The organism is Nocardia sp. NPDC059229 (assembly GCF_042754165.1).
GTDB lineage: Bacteria > Actinomycetota > Actinomycetes > Mycobacteriales > Mycobacteriaceae > Nocardia.
The window spans coordinates 21,303-39,636 of the sequence record NZ_JBHZAK010000013.1; the positions used below are offsets into that span (position 1 = coordinate 21,303).

At 69.0% G+C, this 18,334-nt stretch carries 21 protein-coding genes; 8 read left to right on the forward strand and 13 right to left on the reverse strand.

Translation table 11 applies throughout. From position 1 onward, the window contains the following. Nucleotides 1-30: 30 nt before the first annotated feature. Nucleotides 31-1,611 (reverse strand): amino acid permease, encoded by a 1,581-nt coding sequence (locus tag ACFXHE_RS27050; RefSeq protein ID WP_379387269.1) that lies wholly within the window; start codon nucleotides 1,609-1,611, stop codon nucleotides 31-33. Nucleotides 1,612-1,837: 226 nt separating this feature from the next. Between ACFXHE_RS27050 and ACFXHE_RS27055 the strand changes: the two genes are divergently transcribed. Continuing rightward, the gene (locus ACFXHE_RS27055; RefSeq protein ID WP_379387270.1) at nucleotides 1,838-2,527 is read left to right on the forward strand and encodes a helix-turn-helix domain-containing protein; all 690 of its coding nucleotides are present in this window, start codon (nucleotides 1,838-1,840) and stop codon (nucleotides 2,525-2,527) included. A 6-nt stretch (nucleotides 2,528-2,533) separates the two neighbouring features. On the opposite strand, the gene ACFXHE_RS27060 is transcribed toward ACFXHE_RS27055, so the two are convergent. Next, nucleotides 2,534-3,778, reverse strand: a complete 1,245-nt coding sequence (locus ACFXHE_RS27060) for a TerD family protein (RefSeq protein ID WP_379387271.1) — start codon at nucleotides 3,776-3,778, stop codon at nucleotides 2,534-2,536. A gap of 173 nt (nucleotides 3,779-3,951) precedes the next feature. Between ACFXHE_RS27060 and ACFXHE_RS27065 the strand changes: the two genes are divergently transcribed. Then, nucleotides 3,952-5,580, forward strand: coding sequence for an MFS transporter (locus tag ACFXHE_RS27065; protein WP_379387272.1), 1,629 nt, complete (start codon nucleotides 3,952-3,954; stop codon nucleotides 5,578-5,580). Here the strand turns inward: ACFXHE_RS27065 and ACFXHE_RS27070 are convergent. The 4 genes from ACFXHE_RS27070 to ACFXHE_RS27085 all read right to left on the reverse strand — a co-directional run bounded on the left by ACFXHE_RS27070 (nucleotide 5,568) and on the right by ACFXHE_RS27085 (nucleotide 7,771). Continuing rightward, the gene (locus ACFXHE_RS27070; protein ID WP_379387273.1) at nucleotides 5,568-6,056 is read right to left on the reverse strand and encodes a hypothetical protein; all 489 of its coding nucleotides are present in this window, start codon (nucleotides 6,054-6,056) and stop codon (nucleotides 5,568-5,570) included. The genes ACFXHE_RS27065 and ACFXHE_RS27070 overlap by 13 nt on opposite strands. Nucleotides 6,057-6,170: 114 nt before the next feature. Continuing rightward, complete coding sequence (locus ACFXHE_RS27075) at nucleotides 6,171-6,620, reverse strand: NUDIX domain-containing protein (protein ID WP_379387274.1); 450 nt, start codon at nucleotides 6,618-6,620, stop codon at nucleotides 6,171-6,173. Nucleotides 6,621-6,630: 10 nt separating this feature from the next. Beyond that, nucleotides 6,631-7,077, reverse strand: coding sequence for a hypothetical protein (locus tag ACFXHE_RS27080; RefSeq protein ID WP_379387275.1), 447 nt, complete (start codon nucleotides 7,075-7,077; stop codon nucleotides 6,631-6,633). 163 nt (nucleotides 7,078-7,240) lie between these two features. Further along, complete coding sequence (locus ACFXHE_RS27085) at nucleotides 7,241-7,771, reverse strand: hypothetical protein (protein ID WP_379387276.1); 531 nt, start codon at nucleotides 7,769-7,771, stop codon at nucleotides 7,241-7,243. 87 nt (nucleotides 7,772-7,858) lie between these two features. On the opposite strand from ACFXHE_RS27085, the gene ACFXHE_RS27090 reads away from it, so the two are divergent. Beyond that, a complete protein-coding gene (locus ACFXHE_RS27090; protein WP_379387277.1) occupies nucleotides 7,859-8,236 on the forward strand; it encodes a glyoxalase in 378 nt (125 codons plus the stop codon). Between the two features lie 112 nt (nucleotides 8,237-8,348). Continuing rightward, complete coding sequence (locus tag ACFXHE_RS27095; RefSeq protein WP_379387278.1) at nucleotides 8,349-9,719, forward strand: serine hydrolase domain-containing protein; 1,371 nt, start codon at nucleotides 8,349-8,351, stop codon at nucleotides 9,717-9,719. Between the two features lie 24 nt (nucleotides 9,720-9,743). Here ACFXHE_RS27095 and ACFXHE_RS27100 read toward each other — a convergent pair whose 3' ends face one another. Continuing rightward, on the reverse strand, nucleotides 9,744-10,334 hold the full coding sequence (locus ACFXHE_RS27100) for a cysteine hydrolase family protein (protein ID WP_379387279.1): 591 nt from the start codon (nucleotides 10,332-10,334) through the stop codon (nucleotides 9,744-9,746). Nucleotides 10,335-10,463: 129 nt separating this feature from the next. On the opposite strand from ACFXHE_RS27100, the gene ACFXHE_RS27105 reads away from it, so the two are divergent. Next, nucleotides 10,464-11,450, forward strand: a complete 987-nt coding sequence (locus ACFXHE_RS27105) for a GlxA family transcriptional regulator (protein ID WP_379387280.1) — start codon at nucleotides 10,464-10,466, stop codon at nucleotides 11,448-11,450. 20 nt (nucleotides 11,451-11,470) lie between these two features. On the opposite strand, the gene ACFXHE_RS27110 is transcribed toward ACFXHE_RS27105, so the two are convergent. The 5 genes from ACFXHE_RS27110 to ACFXHE_RS27130 all read right to left on the reverse strand — a co-directional run bounded on the left by ACFXHE_RS27110 (nucleotide 11,471) and on the right by ACFXHE_RS27130 (nucleotide 15,120). Then, nucleotides 11,471-12,268: a family 1 encapsulin nanocompartment shell protein gene (locus tag ACFXHE_RS27110; RefSeq protein WP_379387281.1), complete on the reverse strand. Its 798-nt coding sequence runs from the start codon at nucleotides 12,266-12,268 to the stop codon at nucleotides 11,471-11,473. Nucleotides 12,269-12,308: 40 nt separating this feature from the next. Further along, a complete protein-coding gene (locus ACFXHE_RS27115) occupies nucleotides 12,309-13,319 on the reverse strand; it encodes a Dyp-type peroxidase (RefSeq protein WP_379387282.1) in 1,011 nt (336 codons plus the stop codon). Between the two features lie 62 nt (nucleotides 13,320-13,381). After that, the gene (locus ACFXHE_RS27120; protein WP_379387283.1) at nucleotides 13,382-13,708 is read right to left on the reverse strand and encodes a cupin domain-containing protein; all 327 of its coding nucleotides are present in this window, start codon (nucleotides 13,706-13,708) and stop codon (nucleotides 13,382-13,384) included. A gap of 105 nt (nucleotides 13,709-13,813) precedes the next feature. Then, nucleotides 13,814-14,317: a dihydrofolate reductase gene (locus tag ACFXHE_RS27125; protein ID WP_379387284.1), complete on the reverse strand. Its 504-nt coding sequence runs from the start codon at nucleotides 14,315-14,317 to the stop codon at nucleotides 13,814-13,816. Continuing rightward, a complete protein-coding gene (locus ACFXHE_RS27130) occupies nucleotides 14,314-15,120 on the reverse strand; it encodes a thymidylate synthase (protein ID WP_379387285.1) in 807 nt (268 codons plus the stop codon). Before ACFXHE_RS27130 ends, ACFXHE_RS27125 begins: the two co-directional genes overlap by 4 nt. Before the next feature lie 20 nt (nucleotides 15,121-15,140). Here ACFXHE_RS27130 and cobF point away from each other — a divergent pair, with 20 nt between their 5' ends. Together cobF and ACFXHE_RS27140 are read left to right on the forward strand one after the other, a co-directional pair. Continuing rightward, entirely contained in the window at nucleotides 15,141-15,914 is a 774-nt protein-coding gene (gene cobF, locus ACFXHE_RS27135; protein ID WP_379387286.1) for a precorrin-6A synthase (deacetylating), read from the forward strand. A gap of 68 nt (nucleotides 15,915-15,982) precedes the next feature. Further along, nucleotides 15,983-16,849 carry an Fpg/Nei family DNA glycosylase gene (locus tag ACFXHE_RS27140; protein ID WP_379387287.1) on the forward strand — a complete coding sequence of 289 codons (867 nt, stop codon included), beginning with the start codon at nucleotides 15,983-15,985 and terminating at the stop codon, nucleotides 16,847-16,849. 4 nt (nucleotides 16,850-16,853) lie between these two features. Here ACFXHE_RS27140 and ACFXHE_RS27145 read toward each other — a convergent pair whose 3' ends face one another. Continuing rightward, a complete protein-coding gene (locus ACFXHE_RS27145; protein ID WP_379387288.1) occupies nucleotides 16,854-17,543 on the reverse strand; it encodes a pyridoxamine 5'-phosphate oxidase family protein in 690 nt (229 codons plus the stop codon). Nucleotides 17,544-17,621: 78 nt separating this feature from the next. Between ACFXHE_RS27145 and ACFXHE_RS27150 the strand changes: the two genes are divergently transcribed. Further along, entirely contained in the window at nucleotides 17,622-18,317 is a 696-nt protein-coding gene (locus tag ACFXHE_RS27150) for a DUF4184 family protein (RefSeq protein WP_379387289.1), read from the forward strand. Nucleotides 18,318-18,334: the final 17 nt, after the last annotated feature.

Here is an 18,334-nt window from a genome sequence, read left to right on the forward strand (position 1 = left end):
CTCGGCGATTTCATCGGAATGTCGTGCCGGTCAGGCGATTTGAGGAATGGGATCGGTGACTATGCCGCGCGCGGGGGTCACCATCCGGTGCACCACCGCGCCGACCGCCACCGTGAGCAGCACGAACAGCGGTGCGGCCCAGAGCATCCACCAGCCGCCGCCGGTCGGGGTGTAGACCTCGGCGCGCGGCCAGGCCAGGTTCACCGCCATGGCGATGCCCCAGATCACCGCGAGCGCATTGATCGCAATGCCATAGCGGCCCAGCGCGAACAGTTTCGTGCCCGCGGCGTCGCCGGCGATATCGGCGGGCCAGCCCTTGATCCGGCGCACCAGCAGCGGCACCGTGACCAGCAGGTACGCGAGGTAGAGCATGACGATGCAGACACTGGCCAGCGTCGCGAAGATGGCGGCATTGCCCAGGTTCACCACCAGCAGGCCGATACCCAGCACGCCGATCGCCACGGCGGGCCACACTGGAGTGCCGAAGCGCGGATGCACCGTCGACAGCGGCTTGGCGAACGGCAGCCGCCCGTCGCGGGCCATCGAGAACAGCAGGCGCGAACCGGCCGTCTGAATCGCCAGGGTGCACACCGTGATCGCGCACGCCACGCAGGCCAGCACCACCTTGCCGGGCACGCTGGTCAGCTTGGCCTCGATCACGTACGCCAGCCCGCCACTGGCCAGCGAGCCGTCGGACAGGCTCGGTGCGGCCATGAGCGCGCCCAGCAGGATGAGCCCGCCGCCCAGCGCGGACACGGCCAGCGCTGACAGAATGGTGCGCGGCGCGACGTGCCGCGGATTCCTGGTCTCCTCGGAAAGCTCACCGGCGGAATCGAATCCGACCATGACGTAGGCGGCCATCAATCCGGAGGCCAGGAAGGCGGCCCAGTACGGCCCGGCCGCGGCCTGATCGGTGTGCGTGACCACGCCCGGCCCGCGGTCGGTGTGGGTGAAGAACACCGCGATCACCGCGATCACACCGACGATCTCGATGGTCACCCCGAGCGAGTTGATGCGCGCCATCCAGTCGATGCCCACCACATTGATGAGGGTGGTGATCACCAGCAGCACGCTGCCCAGCAGCACCGCGTTCGACGCCCCGTCGCGGGAGGTGAGATCGCTGTTCGTGCCGATGAGCTGGAATCCGGACCAGATGGTCGGCAGCACCACCTGCAGCGCGATCGCGGCCGCCGCGGCGGTGACGATCTGGGCGATGATCATCATCCAGCCCGCGAACCAGCCGACGACCTCCCCGGCCAGCCGGCGCGACCACTGATAGATGCAGCCCGAGATCGGGTAGCGGGCGGCCAGTTCCGCGAAGTTCAGCGCCACCAGGAACTGGCCCGCGAACACGATCGGCCAGGTCCAGAAGAAGGCCGCGCCGCCGAAGGAGTAGCCGAAGCCGAAGAACTGGAAGATCGTGGTCAGGATGGAGACGAAGGAGAATCCGGCCGCGAAGGAGGCGTAGCGGCCGAGCTTGCGGTGCAGCACCGGCTGATAGCCGAAGCGCGCCAGATCGGCGCTGTCCGAGCTGGTTTCGGTGCTGTTCGTGCTGGTCTCGGCGGTGACCGGTGGGGGCTGGGGAATGATGGCGTCGGCGGAGGCAACCATGGCGGTGAGTCTTTCGCGAGGCGAATATCTATCGCTTGAAAGTTTTCCGGTCGCGATCGCGGCTCAGGTGACGCCGCTGTATCGGTCGGATGGCCCGCCGTAACTTCTGTATTGCCGGTATTTCTGTCAAATGACAGGAAACTCACTGCGCAGGTCGGCCGCTCGGGTAGGCGGGCCGACTATGCGCGCAGGCAGGCCGATGGTGCGGGTAGGCCAGAATGGCAGGGTGACCCAACTCGGACCCGGCCGTCCTCGTCTCGAACCGCGCCGGCGCGCAGGCCAGACGCCGCGCGCCGAAATCCTCGACGCCGCCGCCGAGTTGTTCACCAGTCACGGCTACGGCAATACCTCCACCCGCGCGGTCGCCGACGCCGTCGGCATCCGGCAGGCCTCGCTGTATCACCACTTCGCCGCCAAGGACGACATTCTCGACGCGCTGCTCGCCGAAACGGTCACCACGCCACTGGAATTGGCGGGCGTGCTGGCCGGGCGGACCGAGCCCGCGGCCGTGCGGTTGTACGCGCTGGCCTGGTACGACGTCAGCCAGCTGTGCGCCAGCCGCTGGAATCTCGGCGCGCTGTACCTGCTGCCGGAACTGCGCAGCGAACGCTTCGCCCGGTTCCGGGAACGCCGCGACGAGCTGCGCGGCCACTACGAGACGCTGTCCGCCGCCGTCATCGCCGAGGCCGGGTCCGTCATCGCCACGGCCGGCGCGGGCGCGGTGGCCGGGGCCGAACTGCTGCCGTTCCGGCTGGTGGAGTCGGTCATCAATATGCGCTCCGACGAGGGCGCGGCGCCGGAGTACGCCGAGCAGCTCATTCCCGACGCCATCCTGCGGCTGCTCTGCTGGCCCGGTTCGCTGGCCGAAACCCGGGTCGCCGCACTGGAATTGGCGCGGCGACTCGCTCCGGAGTGATCCGCGTCAGGACTTGCCCTTCGAGGTGCCCCACTTGAGGCCCCAGCCGTAGGCCTGATCCACCGCCAGCTTGCCCCAGAACCGGCGGCCCTCCGGCGGGCGCACGAACCGGCCCTCGCGCCGCACCACCAGCTCGCCGTGCACGTTCTCGATCAGCGCCAGCACCATCTCGCGCGAATCATCCTGGCAGCCACCGACTTCCATGTCGATCGGCGGCGTATTGCGGGGGAACAGGGTCGCGGTGGCGTGCACGCCACGGAAGTCCTGCGCGCCATCGTAGAGCGAGGCGAATACCAGGATGCGGCGGAAATCCGCGATGTGATCGAGGTTGATGGACAGGTTCTCGCCGGTCGCGCTGCCGCCGGTGCGATCGTCGCGATCCAGCGCGATGAACGGCGGCTTGTGCAGATCGCCGAAGGTGTCCAGCGCGCTGACACAGCCCCTCGACCCGTCGGCCAGCTCCCAGAACGCGCACAGATCCAGGTCGAGCCCGCCGTTCGTCCGCTTGCGCCCGAACAAACCGCCCGAACTCGGCACCGACCAGTTCAGGTTGACCCGCATGATCCCGCCGGTCGCGCCCTGCTTGGTCAGCGAGACCGCCGGAGCCTCCTTGGTCAGCGAGATCTTGCCCGTATTGGGCCGGGCTGCAGGCGTCGGCGGCGGCCCGAAATTGTGCTGCTGCGCCGGCACCGGCTGCGAGGGAGCGACGGGCTGCGGTGTATTCGGCTGCGGGGCAGGCGCTTCATCGACCGAGATGCCGAAATCGGTTGCCAGCCCGGCCAGTCCGGAGTCGTAGCCCTGACCGACGGCGCGGAACTTCCAGCCGCCGTCGCGGCGATACAGCTCGCCGAGCACGAAGGCGGTCTCCGAGGTGGCGTCGGTGCTGTCGAAGCGGGCCAGCTCCACGCCGCCCATATCGACCAAACGCACATGCAGGCCCCGGAATTGGGCGAAGGTGCCGCCGTCGGCCGAGGCCGCGAGCACGATGGCGTCGATCTGCGGTTCCACCCGGCCCAGGTGCACCGAGAGGGCGTCCACGATCACCGGTCCCGTCTGCTTGCCGTGGTGACGGACCGCGCCCGAGGCGTGCAGTGGCTGGTTGTAGAAGACGAAATCGGCGTCCGAGCGCACCCGGCCGCTCGACAGCAGCAGTGCGGAGGCATCGGCGTCGGGAACCCCGGGTCCCGACTGCCACCCCAGTTCGATCCGAATCTCGGACACCACCACCGGAACGTTGGAACCCTTCATCATCGACACACGATTCAAGGTATCCGATCCGGACATCCGCCGTTCAGAGGTCACCTGTCGGCAAATATTCGGCTGCCCAGCCGCCTCGACATACACTGTTGAACGGACAATTGGCGCATAGGCGGCTAACGGATTATCGGACTCTTCGGACGGCTGTTCAGCGGCGGGAGCGACGAATGACGGAAACGCAGCTCGACCTGGGTCGCAACAAATGGCTCACCCTCGGTGTCCTGGCGCTGGGACTGTCCATGGTGGTGCTGGACGGCACCATCGTCGCGGTCTCCCTGCCCGTCATCATCGACCAATTGCAGTTGAATTTCACTCAGGCGCAATGGATCAACAGCATCTACGCGGTCGTGCTGGCCGCGCTGCTGATCACCAGCGGCCGCCTCGGCGACCGGCTCGGACGGCGCAGGATGTTCGCCCTGGGCGTGGTGATCTTCGTACTCGGCAGCGTGCTCTCCGCAGCGGCGCACAGCGCCTGGCCCCTGCTCCTCGGACGCACCGTGCAGGGCATCGGCGCGGCCGGTGTCCTGCCCGGCACGCTGGCCACCATGAACGCCCTCTTCCGGGGCCGTGACCGGGTGATCGCCTTCGCGGTCTGGGGCTCGGTCATCTCCGGTGTCGCCGCCATCGGCCCGCTGCTGGGCGGCTGGCTCACCACCTACTTCACCTGGCCGTGGATCTTCCTGGTGAACCTGCCGCTGGGCGCGGTGGTGCTGATCGGGCTGGTGCGGTACGTCCCGGAGACCCGCATGGGCAAGGCCGCGCCGGGCCTGGACGTGGACGGATTCCTGCTCAGCGCAGCGGGTTTCGCGCTGCTGGTGTTCGCGCTCATCGAGGGCCAGACCTACGGCTGGGGGAAGCCGCTGCGGGAATTCCCGCTCGTCGGGTGGAACTGGCCGGCGAGCGCGCCGGTCTCGCTGATCCCGATCCTGCTGGTGCTCGGGGTGGCGGCGCTGTACCTGTTCATCCGCTGGGAGCAGCACCGCCGTCTGATCGGCCGCTCGGCGCTGCTGGATCCCGCGCTGTTCCGGATCCCCAGCTTCCGCTGGGGCAATATCACCGCGTTCCTGGTGGCGCTGGGCGAATTCGGCCTGCTGTTCGTGCTGCCGCTGTTCATGGTGAACGTGCTCGGGCTGTCCACCCTCGGCGCGGGCTATGTGCTGGCCGCCATGGCGGTCGGCGCGTTCCTGGCCGCGGGGCTCGCCGAGGGGCTGGTGCGCCGGTTCGGACCGGTGCGAGTGGTGCAGCTGGGCCTCGTCTTCGAGGCCGTCGCCGTGGTGCTGGCCGCGCTGTTCGTCACCCCGCACATTTCCGGCTGGTGGCTGGCGGTGCTGCTGGTCGGGTACGGCATCGGGCTGGGGATGGCCTCGGCGCAGCTGACCGGGACCGTGCTCGCCGATGTGCCGCCGGAGCATTCGGGCCAGGGATCGGCCGCCCAGTCCACGGTGCGGCAGATCGGTTCGGCCTTCGGTACCGCGGTCATCGGTGCGCTGCTGTCGGCGGCGCTGGCCCACGATCTGCCCAAACGGCTCGCACACGTGCCCGATCTGCAGAAGCCGGCCGCCGACACCCTCGCCACCGCGACCCGGCAGTCGGCCGGTGGGGCCATCAGCGGGTTGCGGGACCACCACGGCGCCGCGGCCATCGTGGACGCGCTGAGCCGGGCCTTCACCGACTCCACCCGGACCGCGCTACTGGCCGCGGCACTGTTCCTGCTCGTCGGCCTGGCCTCGGCGGCCCTCATCCCGAACCGGCCCTACACGGCGGCGGACGAGGACGAGGACGCTCAGAGCAGCTGACCGTCGAGGCACATCCCGGACGAGCGGGTGGATGTCTTCGGTTGCACCACACCGGGGTCGAAGGTCCACTGCGAGACCGGACCCGCCGACTTCCACAGCAGGCCACCGCTGGTCGGGACCGCCTCGAAGACGTCCCCGACACCGGGGATGAGCTGATCGCCGACGCAGTAGTCGTCGTAATCGGTGCCGGGCTGCCGCGCCCCCGCGCTGAAGCGGCCCGCCGGATTGGCATCCGCCCCGGGATTCGGCACGGTGCTCCCGCCCGCCGCGCCGCTGCGGTACCAGTGCGGACCGGCCGCGTCGCTGCCGCAGGTGAAGGCCGAGCCGCCCGCCACCACCTGCGACCCCTGCGGGTGCGCGCCGCCCGCCCACAGGCAGTCGGCGCCGGAGTCGAAACGGGTGTCCGCCACGGTGCCGAAGCCGAGGCCACCCGCGGCCATCACGGCCGTCGCGAGCAGAGTAAGCGGTTTGATCACTGCAATCACCCTTGATTCGGTGCGATCCGGAATCCGGACCGGCGCATCTCGGGGCGCGGATCCGGTTGGCGTAGTTGCCATTCAGAAATAGCGCGGGTGGTTACAGTGCCAGGGTCAGTCGATCAGGCCGAGCGCGTGCAGCCGCCGGAAGACCAGCAGTGAGCCGGGGGCGACCGCGTTCATGGCGGCGTATTCGCCGAGGGTGAACCAGCGCAGTTCGGCGATCTCCCCGGAGGGGCGCGGATCGTCGGTGAGCTCGCCGAGGAAGCAGGTCATGTGCAGGCGGGTGCCGGGCGCGTGCCCGTAGGCCTCCGCCTCGAACACGCCCAGCTCGCTGACGCCGGTGGCGGTCACCCCGAGTTCCTCGTGGATCTCCCTGTGCAGGGCCATCTCCGGGGTCTCGCCCGGATCGATCTTGCCGCCCGCCATATAGAAGACGTCCTTGCCGGTGGACCGGGTCTGCAACATGCGACGATCCCGGATATGCGCCAGTGCCGCGGTGCGAATCACCCGTCCCACCCTAGCCAGCCGCGGTAGCGCGGGAGGCGCGGGCGCCCTTGTCATCGGGCCGGTGTCAGCAGGCCACGGTCCGCAGCCGCGCCCGGTCGCCGGCCGCGACGGCGCGCACGGCCGCGGCGATGGCGACCACCGGCGGCACCCAGCGCGCCTCGTGGGGCATGACGCTCCACGCGGTCCCGCGGCCGGGCTGCGGCAGCGGGACCCGGTCGCCGTCGGTGTGCACGATCGCCCCCGCGGCGCGCAGGCTCTCGATGGCCCGTGCGGCCTTGGCCACGCCGACGACCAGATGGATTTCCCGCCGCTGCGGACCCGGGACCTCGATGATCGGGCCGGAAAGGTTGTTGGCGCGCAGGTACCGGCGCACCCCGGCAGCGACGGACCCGGTGAGTTCGATGGCCGCGATCTGCTCACCGGTGATCAAGTCGACGCCGTCGCCGGTCGTCTCGATCGTCCATCCATACTGGCGGAAGTCCTCCGCCACAACGCTCAACGCCACGATCATCACCCTCACACCTGCGGCTGTGCATCCGATCCGCCGTGGCTGTGAGGTTCCGTAGAGGACGCTGCGATCACCAGCCACACCAAGGATTCTCGGGCTGTGACGGGAGCGGATGCATCGTCCTGTGGTCGCCGGTCGCTCAGGGAGATCCCCTAGGTGTGCGGGCTCAGCGGGTGGGCGGGGCGATCTTCCAGTGCCGCTGCAGGGCATCGGCGATCTCCGGCAGGATGGTTACCGGAATCCGCCTGTGCCGCAACATGGTTCGAATCTCATCGACCTGTTCACGCTTGCGCATGTCGTAGGCGTTGGCGATGGGCCGCTGCACCGGCGGGATGGACAGCAGCACCAGTTCCCGATGCGGCTCGTCGCCGCCGTTGAGATCGAGTGCGAGGGTCCAGCGGCCCTTCTCGTCCAGCGCGAACCGTCCGGCCACCACCCGATCCCATGCCACCGTCGAGGCGCCCCACGGGGTCCGCCGCACGATCGCATCCTCGGTCAGCTCCACCCGGTCCCGCCCGAACAGCGCGACCATCAGCCCCACCGCGGCGGCCGCGCCGAAGAACAGCCCGGTGAACACTCGATTCAGCCCGAAAACTCCGACCGTGCCCGCACAGACGACGGCCACCACGAGTATCCCCGCGGCCACGTACCCGGCCATGCGCCGCCCCGGCACCACGCCCGCCCGCACCATCGTCATTCCGCCTCCCGAAACCGACTGCCGGTCACCGTACCCGCCGGTGCGCGTCGTCGATGAATTCGACGCGGACGGATCGTCTTCATCCGCATGACGCAATCGACCTTCACCGCCGTCGTCAATATCGCGGTGCCCGTGACCGATCAGGACCGGACCAAGGCGCTGCTCGAGCGGCTCGGGCTGGTGACCCGCATGGACGCCGAACTGCAGCCGGGCTTCCGCTGGATAGAGATGTCGCTGCCCGGCGGGACGGCCTCCTTGGCGCTGGTGCGCGCGTCCGCGGAACTGCCCGCGGGCATCGACACCGGGATCCGGCTGGCGACCACGGATGCCCGCGCCGCCCATGCCACGCTCGCCGGCCTCGGCCTCACCGTCGGCGCGCTGCTGGACTGGGATTCCGCGCCGCTCATGTTCGCCTTCCGGGACCCCGACGACAACCGCTTCTACGTCATGCAGATGGACTCCTGAGGCGGTCGAAACCGGAGGATTCCCAGCCGATCTCGACATCGACGCCCTTGTCGACCTACCGTGCCTCTACCACCGCCTACCGGTGGTCCCGCAGCACCCGAAGGAGCGACCGATGCCGCACGCCGTCGACCTCGAGCGCCGACTGGCCGACTCGATCGAGGAGCACGGAGTCCCCGGCGCGCAAGTGGCGGTGCTGGTCGGCGGCGAGATCACGGACGCGGCGGCCGGGGTGCTGAACACCACGACAGGTGTTGCGGCGACCAGGGATTCGGTGTTCCAGATCGGCTCGGTCACCAAGGCGTGGACCGCGACGCTGATCATGCAGCTTGCCGCCGAGGGGCTGATCGAGCTGGACGCCCCGGTGCGCCGGTACCTGCCCGAGTTCCAGGTGCGCGACGCAGCGGCCGCGGCAGTCATCACGGTCCGGCAGTTGCTCGGCCACACCTCGGGCATCGACGGCGACCTGTTCCTCGACACCGGGCGCGGCGCGGACGCGGTGGAGAAGTTCGTGCCCGCCATCGCGGACGCCGGGCAGGTGCACCGGCCCGGCGACATGTTCTCCTACTGCAACAGCGGCTACGTGCTGCTCGGCCGAATACTGGAGGTGTTGCGCGGCAAGCCTTTCGACGCGGTGTTGCGGGAGTGGCTGGTGACCCCGCTCGGGCTGACCCGGGTGGCCACCGACGCCGACGAGGCCATCCTGTTCCGCGCCGCGGTAGGGCATATCGGATCCGCGCCGGGCGCCGGCCCGGAACCCACGCCGGTCTGGGCGCTCCCGGCCTCCAATGCGCCGGCCGGCGCGCGGCTGGCGATGTCCGCGCGCGATCTGCTGGGATTCGCCCGGCTGCACCTGTCCGGCGGTCGCACCGTGGAGGGCGTCCCCGTCCTCCCCGAGACCGCGGTCCAGGCGATGACCCGGCCGCACGTCGAGGTGCCCGATATCGGCTACGGCACCCACTGGGGTCTGGGCTGGCAGCTGTTCGATCCCGCCGGAACCGGGTTGTTCGGGCACGATGGCAGCACCATCGGCCAGAACGCCTTCCTGCGCATCGCGCCCGCCGCCGGCGTCGCAATCGCCTTGCTGGCCAATGGCGGTGACGCGTTCGCGCTCTACCAGGATCTGGTCGGAGACCTGCTGTGGGTGCACGCGGGTATCCGGTTGCCCGCCCGGCCCGTGCCGCCCGCCCGGCCCGAACCGGTGGATGCGGCGCGGGTCAGCGGACGGTACCGCTCGGTCATGTACGAGCACGCCATCGACGTCGACCCCGACGCCCGGGCCTGGCTGTCCACGATTCCCCTGACGGCGGAAGCGGCCCTGGTTTCCGCCCCGGACCGCATGGAACTTCTGTACCTCCGCTCCGACGCCCTGATCGCCGCACGCCCCGTCCGTGGCCGGCACGCCGTCTACGGCCTGATCGACGGAGACGGTGACCCCGCTGCCCGCTACCTGCACACCAGTCGCGCGATGCCCCGCCAGCCCTGACGCGGTACCCGGAAGGCCCGAGGGTCAGTTCAGCTCGGCGGCGGAGGCCACGACGACACCGTAGAGGTCGGCGATGGTGGCCAGGGCGCTGTCGTGCAGCTGTGGGGCGGTCACCTCGCCGACGGCCGACTTCAGGGGGCGGGTGGCGCAGGCGTCGGCCACGACGGTGGGGTGGTTGCCGCGCAGGAAGGCGCCCTCGGTGGTGAAGGTGACGCACATGTGGGTCATGAAGCCGGCGATGATCAGGTTCCTGTTGCCCGCGGCGTCCACCTGGGCGGCCAGGTCGGTGTCGTGGAAGCCGTTCGGAACCTGTTTGACGACAACGGGTTCGCCGTCGGCCGGGGCCACGGCGGGGTGGATCGCGCCGATGTCGGCGGTGATGTCGTAGGGGGTGCCGGGGCCGCCGTCGTTGACGATGTGGATGATCGCCGAGCCGGCCCGGCGGGCGCGGGTCAGCAGGTCGGCGGCGGCGTCGAGGGAGGGCTGCCAGCCGGTCAGCTCCATCACGCCGTGGGTGTAGGTGTTCTGGTAGTCGACGAGGATCAGGGTCGCGTCGGCCAGGGTGGCCGGGGTCTGATCGAAGCCGCTCAGGTCACGCAGGGTCTGCGCGGGCATGGAGATCCTCCTGAATTTGCACATCCGAACCGCCCTGTGCGGTGGACGTTTTCCACGCTATGGGCCGGCAGGCATGTCGGAAATGTCATGTAGCCTGCAGATTCGGACATGCCGAGGGAGGGAGGAACCGTGGGTGCACCGGCGCGATTCGTCGTCATCGTGCTGTTCGACCGGGTCGATCTGCTGGATGTGACCGGGCCGCCGGAGGTTTTCGCGCTGCTCCAGCGAGAGATGAACGGGGACACCGGGTATCAGGTGGCGCTGGCCGCCGAGACCCTCGACCCCGTCACCACCTCCGCCGGAGTCCGAGTGCTGCCCGACATCACCTTCGCCGACCTCGCCGGGCGCGCGATCGACACGCTGGTGGTGCCCGGCGCGGTGGAGGTGGACGGCGACGGCCGGGTGCGCGCGCTCAGCGACCCGCGGGTGGTGGCGTGGGTGGCGAAGCTGGCCGCCGACAGCCGCCGCGTCGCCTCGGTCTGCGTCGGCGCGCACATTCTCGCCGACGCCGGGCTGCTGGACGGCAAGCGCGCCACCACCCACTGGTCCACCGCACAGCAGCTCGCGGCGGAACATCCGGCCGTCACCGTGGACGCCGATCCGATCTTCATTCGCGACCAGAACGTCTGGACCGGTGCGGGACTCACCGCCTGCCTGGATCTGGCCCTGGCACTGGTCGCCGACGATTTCGGCGACGCTCTCGCACTGCGCGTGGCGCGGCAGCTGGTCATGTTCCTGAAAAGGCCCAGCGGGCAGAGTCAGTTCAGCGTGTCACTCGAACCCATTTCGACCACGCGCCGGATCGACGACCTGCGGCACTACATCGCCCGCCATCTCGCCGAGCCGCTGACGGTCGCGGATCTGGCGGCGCAGGCCCATATCAGTGAACGGCAGCTGACCCGCATCTTCAAGACCGATCTCGGCGCCACCCCGGCGGCCTATATCGAGTCCGCCCGAGTCGAATTCGCGCGCAATCAGCTCGAGACGACCGATCACACGCTCGAACGGGTGGCGACCCTGAGCGGTTTCAACACCACCGACACCCTCACCCGGGCCTTCCGGCGCGTACTGGACACCACGCCGACGGAGTATCGAAACCGCTTCCGGCTCACCTAGTCTCGCCTCGGATCAGCTGGTCACGCCTCGAGCGGGACCGCCGCCTCGGCCGTGTACACCAGGAACGTCAGGCTCTCCTGGAAGTACAGCTGCACCGTCTCGGCATCGTGCGAGAGATAGCCGATGGACAGATCCTGGCCGATCTGCAGATCGAAATCGCCGCCGCGCGTGGACAGGACGAACGCGCCGTCTATGGCCGGCGCCCAGATGATGTCACCGTCGATGAGCCGCTCGATATGGGTGCGGATCGGGTGCCCGTGATCGGAGGTCTCGCTCACCGCGGTGTACAGATCCGCCGACAGCAGCACGGAGTACGGCCCGTCCACACCCGCCAGCCGCAGCTTGCTCAGCGCCTGCGCCACCGCCTCCGGGGCCAGGCGCGGGTCGCCGGGCAGCTTCACCGGCTCGCATGAAGTGGAGGCCCGGACGCCGATGATCCCGGCCGCCGGATAGCCCTCGAAAATGGCGCGGTCCTCGGCGAAGGCGATCTTCTTGGCCGCGGTCTTCACCGGATCCAGATCGGCGTCGTGCGCGCCGCGCTCGATATTGTCCAGCTCCTCGCGGGAGAGCGTGAACGGCACCCGCAGCTCCACCAGCGGCAGCACCACGCGCTGGCGGGCCTGCACCCCGTCACCGGGGGAGGTGATGGCGGAGGTGCGGCCCAGTCCGGCGGCGGAGTAGTCGGTACCGTGCGGGCCGGACAGATCGACCACGCGGCGACCGGCGATGTGCCGCTTGAAGGTTCGCGTCGCCTCCTCCTCGATGGCCGACCAGGCCTCCGAGGTGATGGGCGCGAGTTCGCGATGCAGGTTGTTCATGCGTCAGCTCCGTTCGGTTCAACGATTCCGTAGCGCCGGCTCAACGATTGCGTAGGGCCCCGATGCCGAGGGATCCGTCCCCGGACACAACGCCATTGCCGTCGGGGGATTCCCGCTGGGTGGCCGCCGCCGGCGCCGGTGCGTCCGGCAGCGCGTCGAAGAACCCCGTGGGCGGGGCGAAGAAGGAGGTGCCGGTGACCGCGGTGGAGAAATCCAGGATGCGGTCGTAGGCGGCGTCGGCCGTGCCCAGGAACATGCGGACCAGCATGTTCTCGGTGATGGCGGGGTCGTCGGCGTAGGCGATGTAGTAGGTGCCGAATTCGCCGTCCTGGATCGAGCCGAACGGCATATTGGCACGCACGATATTGCCGATCTCATCCTGATCGTTCACGGCCACATGCGAATTCGCGGGCTTGTCGGCGTCGGACAGTTCGAAGTCGTCGAGTTTCGTTCGCCCGATGACCTTTTCCTGCTCGGTGGTGGACAGCGCCTTCCACGAGCCCAGATCGTGCAGGTACTTCTGCACGATGACGTAACTGCCACCGGCGAACTCGGGATCCTCGTCGCCGACCAGCGCGGCGGTGGCGGCGAGCTGTCCCTCGGGATTCTCGGTGCCGTCCACGAATCCGAGCAGATCACGCTGCTCGAAATAGCGGAAGCCGACCGTCTGATCCACGATGGTGGCCGCGCCGGACAGCCGCTCGGCGATCTTCATCGCCAATTCGAAACAGGCGTCCTGGGTTTCGGCCTTGAGGTGGAACAGCAGGTCGCCCGGCGTGGCCGGGGCCTGGTGCCGCTCACCGATGAAACCCGGAAACTCGTGCAGCTGTGCGGGTTTCGGCCCGGAGAACAGGCGGTCCCAGGCGGCGGACCCGATGCTGGTGATGCACGCGAGGCCGGATCCGGGCACCCGGAATCCGACGGAGCGGCGCAACCCGGGCAGATCTGCGAGCAAATCCCGCGCCACCGACTCGCCACCCTCGTCGATGGTGACGACGAGGAAGATCGCGGCCGGTGTGAGCGGGTCGAGGATCGGCTGTGGCTCACCCATGGGCACCACCTTATGCGCTGCGGCCGACCGCCGACCCGTCCGGTATGCCCGCGTCCCCCGGGCTACTTGGCGACGGTCAGCAGAAATGCCACGTCATCGATGGCTTTCACGCTGTGGCGGGCGTTGGGGATCACAATCAGGTCACCCGCCGAGCCCTTCCACTCGTTGGTGCCGCTGATCAACACCAGCACCCCGCTCAGCACCACGAGGGTCGCCTCGCCCGGATTCTCGTGCTCGGCCAGCGTCTGTCCGGCCGTCATCGCGATGACCGTCTGGCGCAGGGTGTGGGTGTGGCCGCCATAGATGGTCAACGAACTGCGCCCGCTCGAGGCGGTGGCCGCCAGCTTCAGTTGCTGGCGGGCAACCGCGGTCAGCGATTTCTTGTCCATGGACTGCCTTTCGCCGGAATATCGCTGAGTATGCCGGACGCACCCGGGCCGATCGGCGGTTTCGAGGCGGTGTTTGCAGGAATTGCCGGACTAGGAATACAGGCGTTACCGCAAGCCCGGGGTGGCGCGGCGATAACGGCGGAAGCGATACCGCAGACCCGTCGACGACTCGCGCCAGTCGGCCGTATCCGTCTGCCACGCGCGATCGATGGCCGGTGCCAGGGTGTCGCCGTCGATGTCCGCGTCGATCTCGGTGACCATCAGCTCGGTCGCGAAAGGCATTGCGGCACGGTAGATCTCGCCTCCGCCCATGATCCACACCGACTTCTCGCCGGTCATGTGCAGGGCCTCGGCCAGCGAGCCCGCCCGCTCCGCCCCGGCCTCGGACCAGTCCGCCTGCCGGGTCACGACGATATTGCGGCGGCCGTCGAGCGGACGGAAGCGCACCGGCAGCGAATCCCAGGTCTTGCGGCCCATGATCACCGGATGTCCGAAGGTGACGTCCTTGAAATGCGCCATGTCCTCGGGCACGCGCCACGGAATCGTGTTGTCCCGCCCGATGATTCCCCGCGGCGTCTGGGCCCAGATCAGCCCGATGGTCCGGTTCATACCGCGACCGGCGCCTTGATGGCCGGATGATGCTGGTAGCCCTGGATTTCCACGTCCTCGTACGCGTAGTCGAACAGTGTGGGCGCGGGCCGCAGGTGCAGCTGCGGGAACGGGTAGGGCTCGCGGGTCAGCTGCTCGCGCACCTGGGCCAGGTGATTGTCGTAGATGTGCACATCGCCGCCGGTCCAGATGAAGTCACCGGGCAGCAACTCGGTCTGCTGGGCCACCATGTGGGTCAGCAGCGCGTAGCTGGCGATATTGAACGGGACGCCCAGGAACAGGTCCGCGCTGCGCTGATACAGCTGGCACGACAGCTTGCCGTCGGCCACATAGAACTGGAAGAAGGCGTGGCAGGGGGCCAGCGCCATTTTGTTCAGCTCGGCCACGTTCCACGCCGAGACGATGATGCGCCGCGAATCCGGATCGGTGCGCAGCGTCTGCAGCACCTGCGAGATCTGATCGATGTGGGTGCCGTCCGGGGTCGGCCAGGACCGCCACTGCACGCCGTAGACCGGGCCCAATTCGCCCTGCGCGTCGGCCCATTCGTCCCAGATGGTGACGCCCTGCTCCTGCAGCCACCGCACATTGGAGTCACCGCGCAGGAACCACAGCAACTCGTAGACGATCGACTTGAGGTGCACCTTCTTGGTGGTGATCAGGGGAAAGCCCTGCGACAGGTCGTAGCGCAGCTGATGCCCGAAGATGCTGCGGGTGCCGGTTCCGGTCCGATCCGCCTTGGGGGTGCCGGATTCCAGCACCAGTCGGAGCAGGTCCTCGTACTGGGTATCTCGGGCGCTCTCCACGCCTGGCAAGCTTACGCACCGTGCGGAAGTTGTTTGTGATCGGAATCGGGGCGGGGGACCCGGACCAGGTGACGGTGCAGGCCATCAAGGCGATGTGCCAGGTAAACGTGTTTTTTCTCATCGGCAAGGGGGCCGAGAAGCAGGAGCTCACCGACGTGCGGTCGGCCATCCTGGCCGAGTACGCGCGCCAGCCGCACTCGATAGTAGAGATCATCGACCCGCCGCGCGACCGGGGCGTGCCCGTCAGCGGCGCGGACGCCGTCTACCAGGGCGCGGTCGCGGACTGGCACGAGGCGCGGGCCGAGCTGCTGGAGCGGGCCTTCGCCGAAACCGACGGTGTGGGCGGCATTCTCGTGTGGGGTGACCCGTCGCTGTACGACAGCACGCTGCGCATCGTCGAGCGGGTGCTCGAACGCGAGCGCATCCAGTTCGAATACGAGGTGATTCCGGGCGTCACCAGCGCGCAGGCGCTGGCCGCCGCGCACCGCATCGTGCTGCACGAGATCGGCGAGCCGCTGCACATCACCACCGGGCGGCGGCTGCGCGAGGAGGGGCTGGTCCCGGGGCAGTCCACGCTGGTGATGCTGGACGGCGAGTGCTCGTTCACGCAGGTACCGGGCGACGATGTCTACATCTGGTGGGGCGCGTACCTGGGCATGCCCGACGAGGTGATCGTGGAGGGCCCGCTGCGCGTGGTCGAGGGCCGCATCGCCCGCCGGCGGGCGGCCCTGCGCGAGGCCAAGGGCTGGATCATGGACATCTACCTGCTGCGGCAGGCGGGCGCCGCGCGCTGAATCCGCCGGGTGTCGGGGTGTGCGGTTAGGGTGGACGACGGAAATGGTCGCCCATTGGAGGAGATCCGTTGCCCGAACTACCGGAGATTGTGGCGCTCGAGCAGTTCCTGGCCGAGCATGCGGTGGGGGCGGTGGTCGGGCGGGTCGACGTGGCCGCCCTGAGCGTGCTGAAGACCTTCGATCCGCCGGTGACCGCGCTGTCGGGGCGCGACGTGACCGGGGTGGGGCACTGGGGCAAGCACCTCGGAGTGGATTGCGACGGGCTGTGGTTGATCACGCACCTGTCGCGCGGCGGCTGGCTGCGGTGGATCGACGAGCCCGGGGTCAATCCGCCCAAGCCCGGCAAGGGACCGCTGGCCCTGCGCGTGCATTTCTTCACTCCCGAAGGCGCCACCCCCGCTTTCGATCTCACCGAGGCCGGCACCAAGAAGCGGCTGGCCGTGTGGGTCACCGGCGATCCGCTCTCGGTGCCCGGCATCGCGCGCCTGGGACCCGACGCCCTGGCCGTGAGCGAACCGGAATTCGCCGAGATCCTGCGCGGCACCTCGCAGCGCGTGAAGAACGCGCTCACCGATCAGAGCCTGCTGGCCGGCATCGGCAATGCCTACTCCGACGAAATCCTGCACACGGCAAGGCTTTCGCCGTTCGCCACCGCCGGCTCGCTGGACGCCGGACAGGTGGCGCGCCTGTACGCGGCCATGCGTGCCACGCTGTCCGACGCCATCCTGCGCTCGGTGGGCCAGGACGCCGCCCGCCTCAAGGGCGAGAAGCGTTCCGGTTTCCAGGTGCACGCCCGCACCGGCCTGCCGTGCCCGGTGTGCGGCGACACCGTCCGCGAGGTCTCCTACGCGGACAAGTCGTTCCAGTACTGCCCGACCTGCCAGACCGGCGGCAAGATCCTGGCCGACCGCCGCATGTCCCGGCTGCTGAAGTAGGCCCCTAGACCACGCCCACCGCATCGGTGCGGCGGTCCAGCACGTGTGCCGGAATCTCCACTCCCGCTTCCAGATCCGCGGCCGGGATCGGGGCGTCGAAGACCTGACGCAGCGGCAGGACGCCGGCCCAGACGCCACCGGTGTCGATATCGGCCTGCTCGTCGCGCGGGCCGCCGGTGCGGACCTTGACCGAGGCCTCGGTGAGGTCGAGGGCCAGGACCATGGTCGCGGCCATCTCCTTCTTGTTCGGCGAGCGGACCGCGTCCCACGCGCCGGGTGCGGCCTGTTCGACGATGACGCGCAGCGCGTGCATGCACTCGTCCGGGTCGGTCACCTCGACCGGCCGGGCGTGGATGACCGCCGAGCGGTAGTTCATGGAGAAGTGCATGGCGGAGCGGGCGTAGACGATGCCGTCCACGTGTGTCACGGTCAGCGAGACGTCGCCGGTGATGGCGGCCCGCAGATTGCCGGAGCCGGTGGAGCCGTGCAGGTACAGCGTGTCGCCGTCGCGGCCGTAGATGGTCGGGATGGCCACCGGGCTGCCGTTCAGGACCACGCCCAGGTGGCAGATGAGCCCGGCGTCGAGGACCGCGTCCAGTTCGGCGCGCTCGGTGCGACCCCGCTCCCTGGACCGGGTGAGGCTGCTGCGCGGGGTGGGTGACAATGGGGTCCGGTTCGAAGCTGTCTCACTCATAGGACCAGTTTCGAAGGGGAAATGGCATTCCTGAATAGCCAATTCTCCGCAAGATCTACAGACCACTTCGGGGGATCCGTGCCGTTCACGCTCGCGCATCCGGCCGCCGTGCTGCCCATACGGCGGATGCTCTGGTTTCCAGGACTTGTCGCGGGGAGCATCGCGCCCGACATTCCGTACTACCTGTGGATCGGTGTGGATGGTGAGCTGACGCATGCGCTCCGGGGGCTTCCGGTGGACGTGCTGCTGGGCGCGATCCTGGTGGCCATCGGGTGGGCGCTGCGCGGCACCGTCTCGGGCATGATCGGCAAGGAGATCACCGCGAGTAGGCCGGGGCCGGTGGCGGCGGTGGCGGCTCTCCTCATCGGGGCGCTCACCCACCTCGCCTGGGATGCCTTCACCCACACCGATGGTCCGGCCGTGCGTCATTGGGACGTGTTGCGGGAGTCCGTGATCGGACCGCACCGGGTGTACAACATGATCGGCTACATCTCTTCGATCGGCGGAATGTTGTTGCTCGCGGGCTATTTCGCCGCCTGGTACCGGCAAGCCCGGCCGGTCGCGCCGGATCCCCGGCGTGCCCTGGTGCTGGCTGCGCTGCTCGCGGTGGCGGTGCTCGCCGGTCTCGTCGCCCGAACCGATCCGGTGGCGCACGTCAGTCTCTACGACTGTGTTCGGCATGTGCTGATTTACGCAATCACCAGCGCCGCAACGGTTTTCGGGGTGTACGCCCTCGTTTACACGGCAGCTTCGGCCGTCAGGGGGCATCGTTGATCGCACTGTCGTGCGCG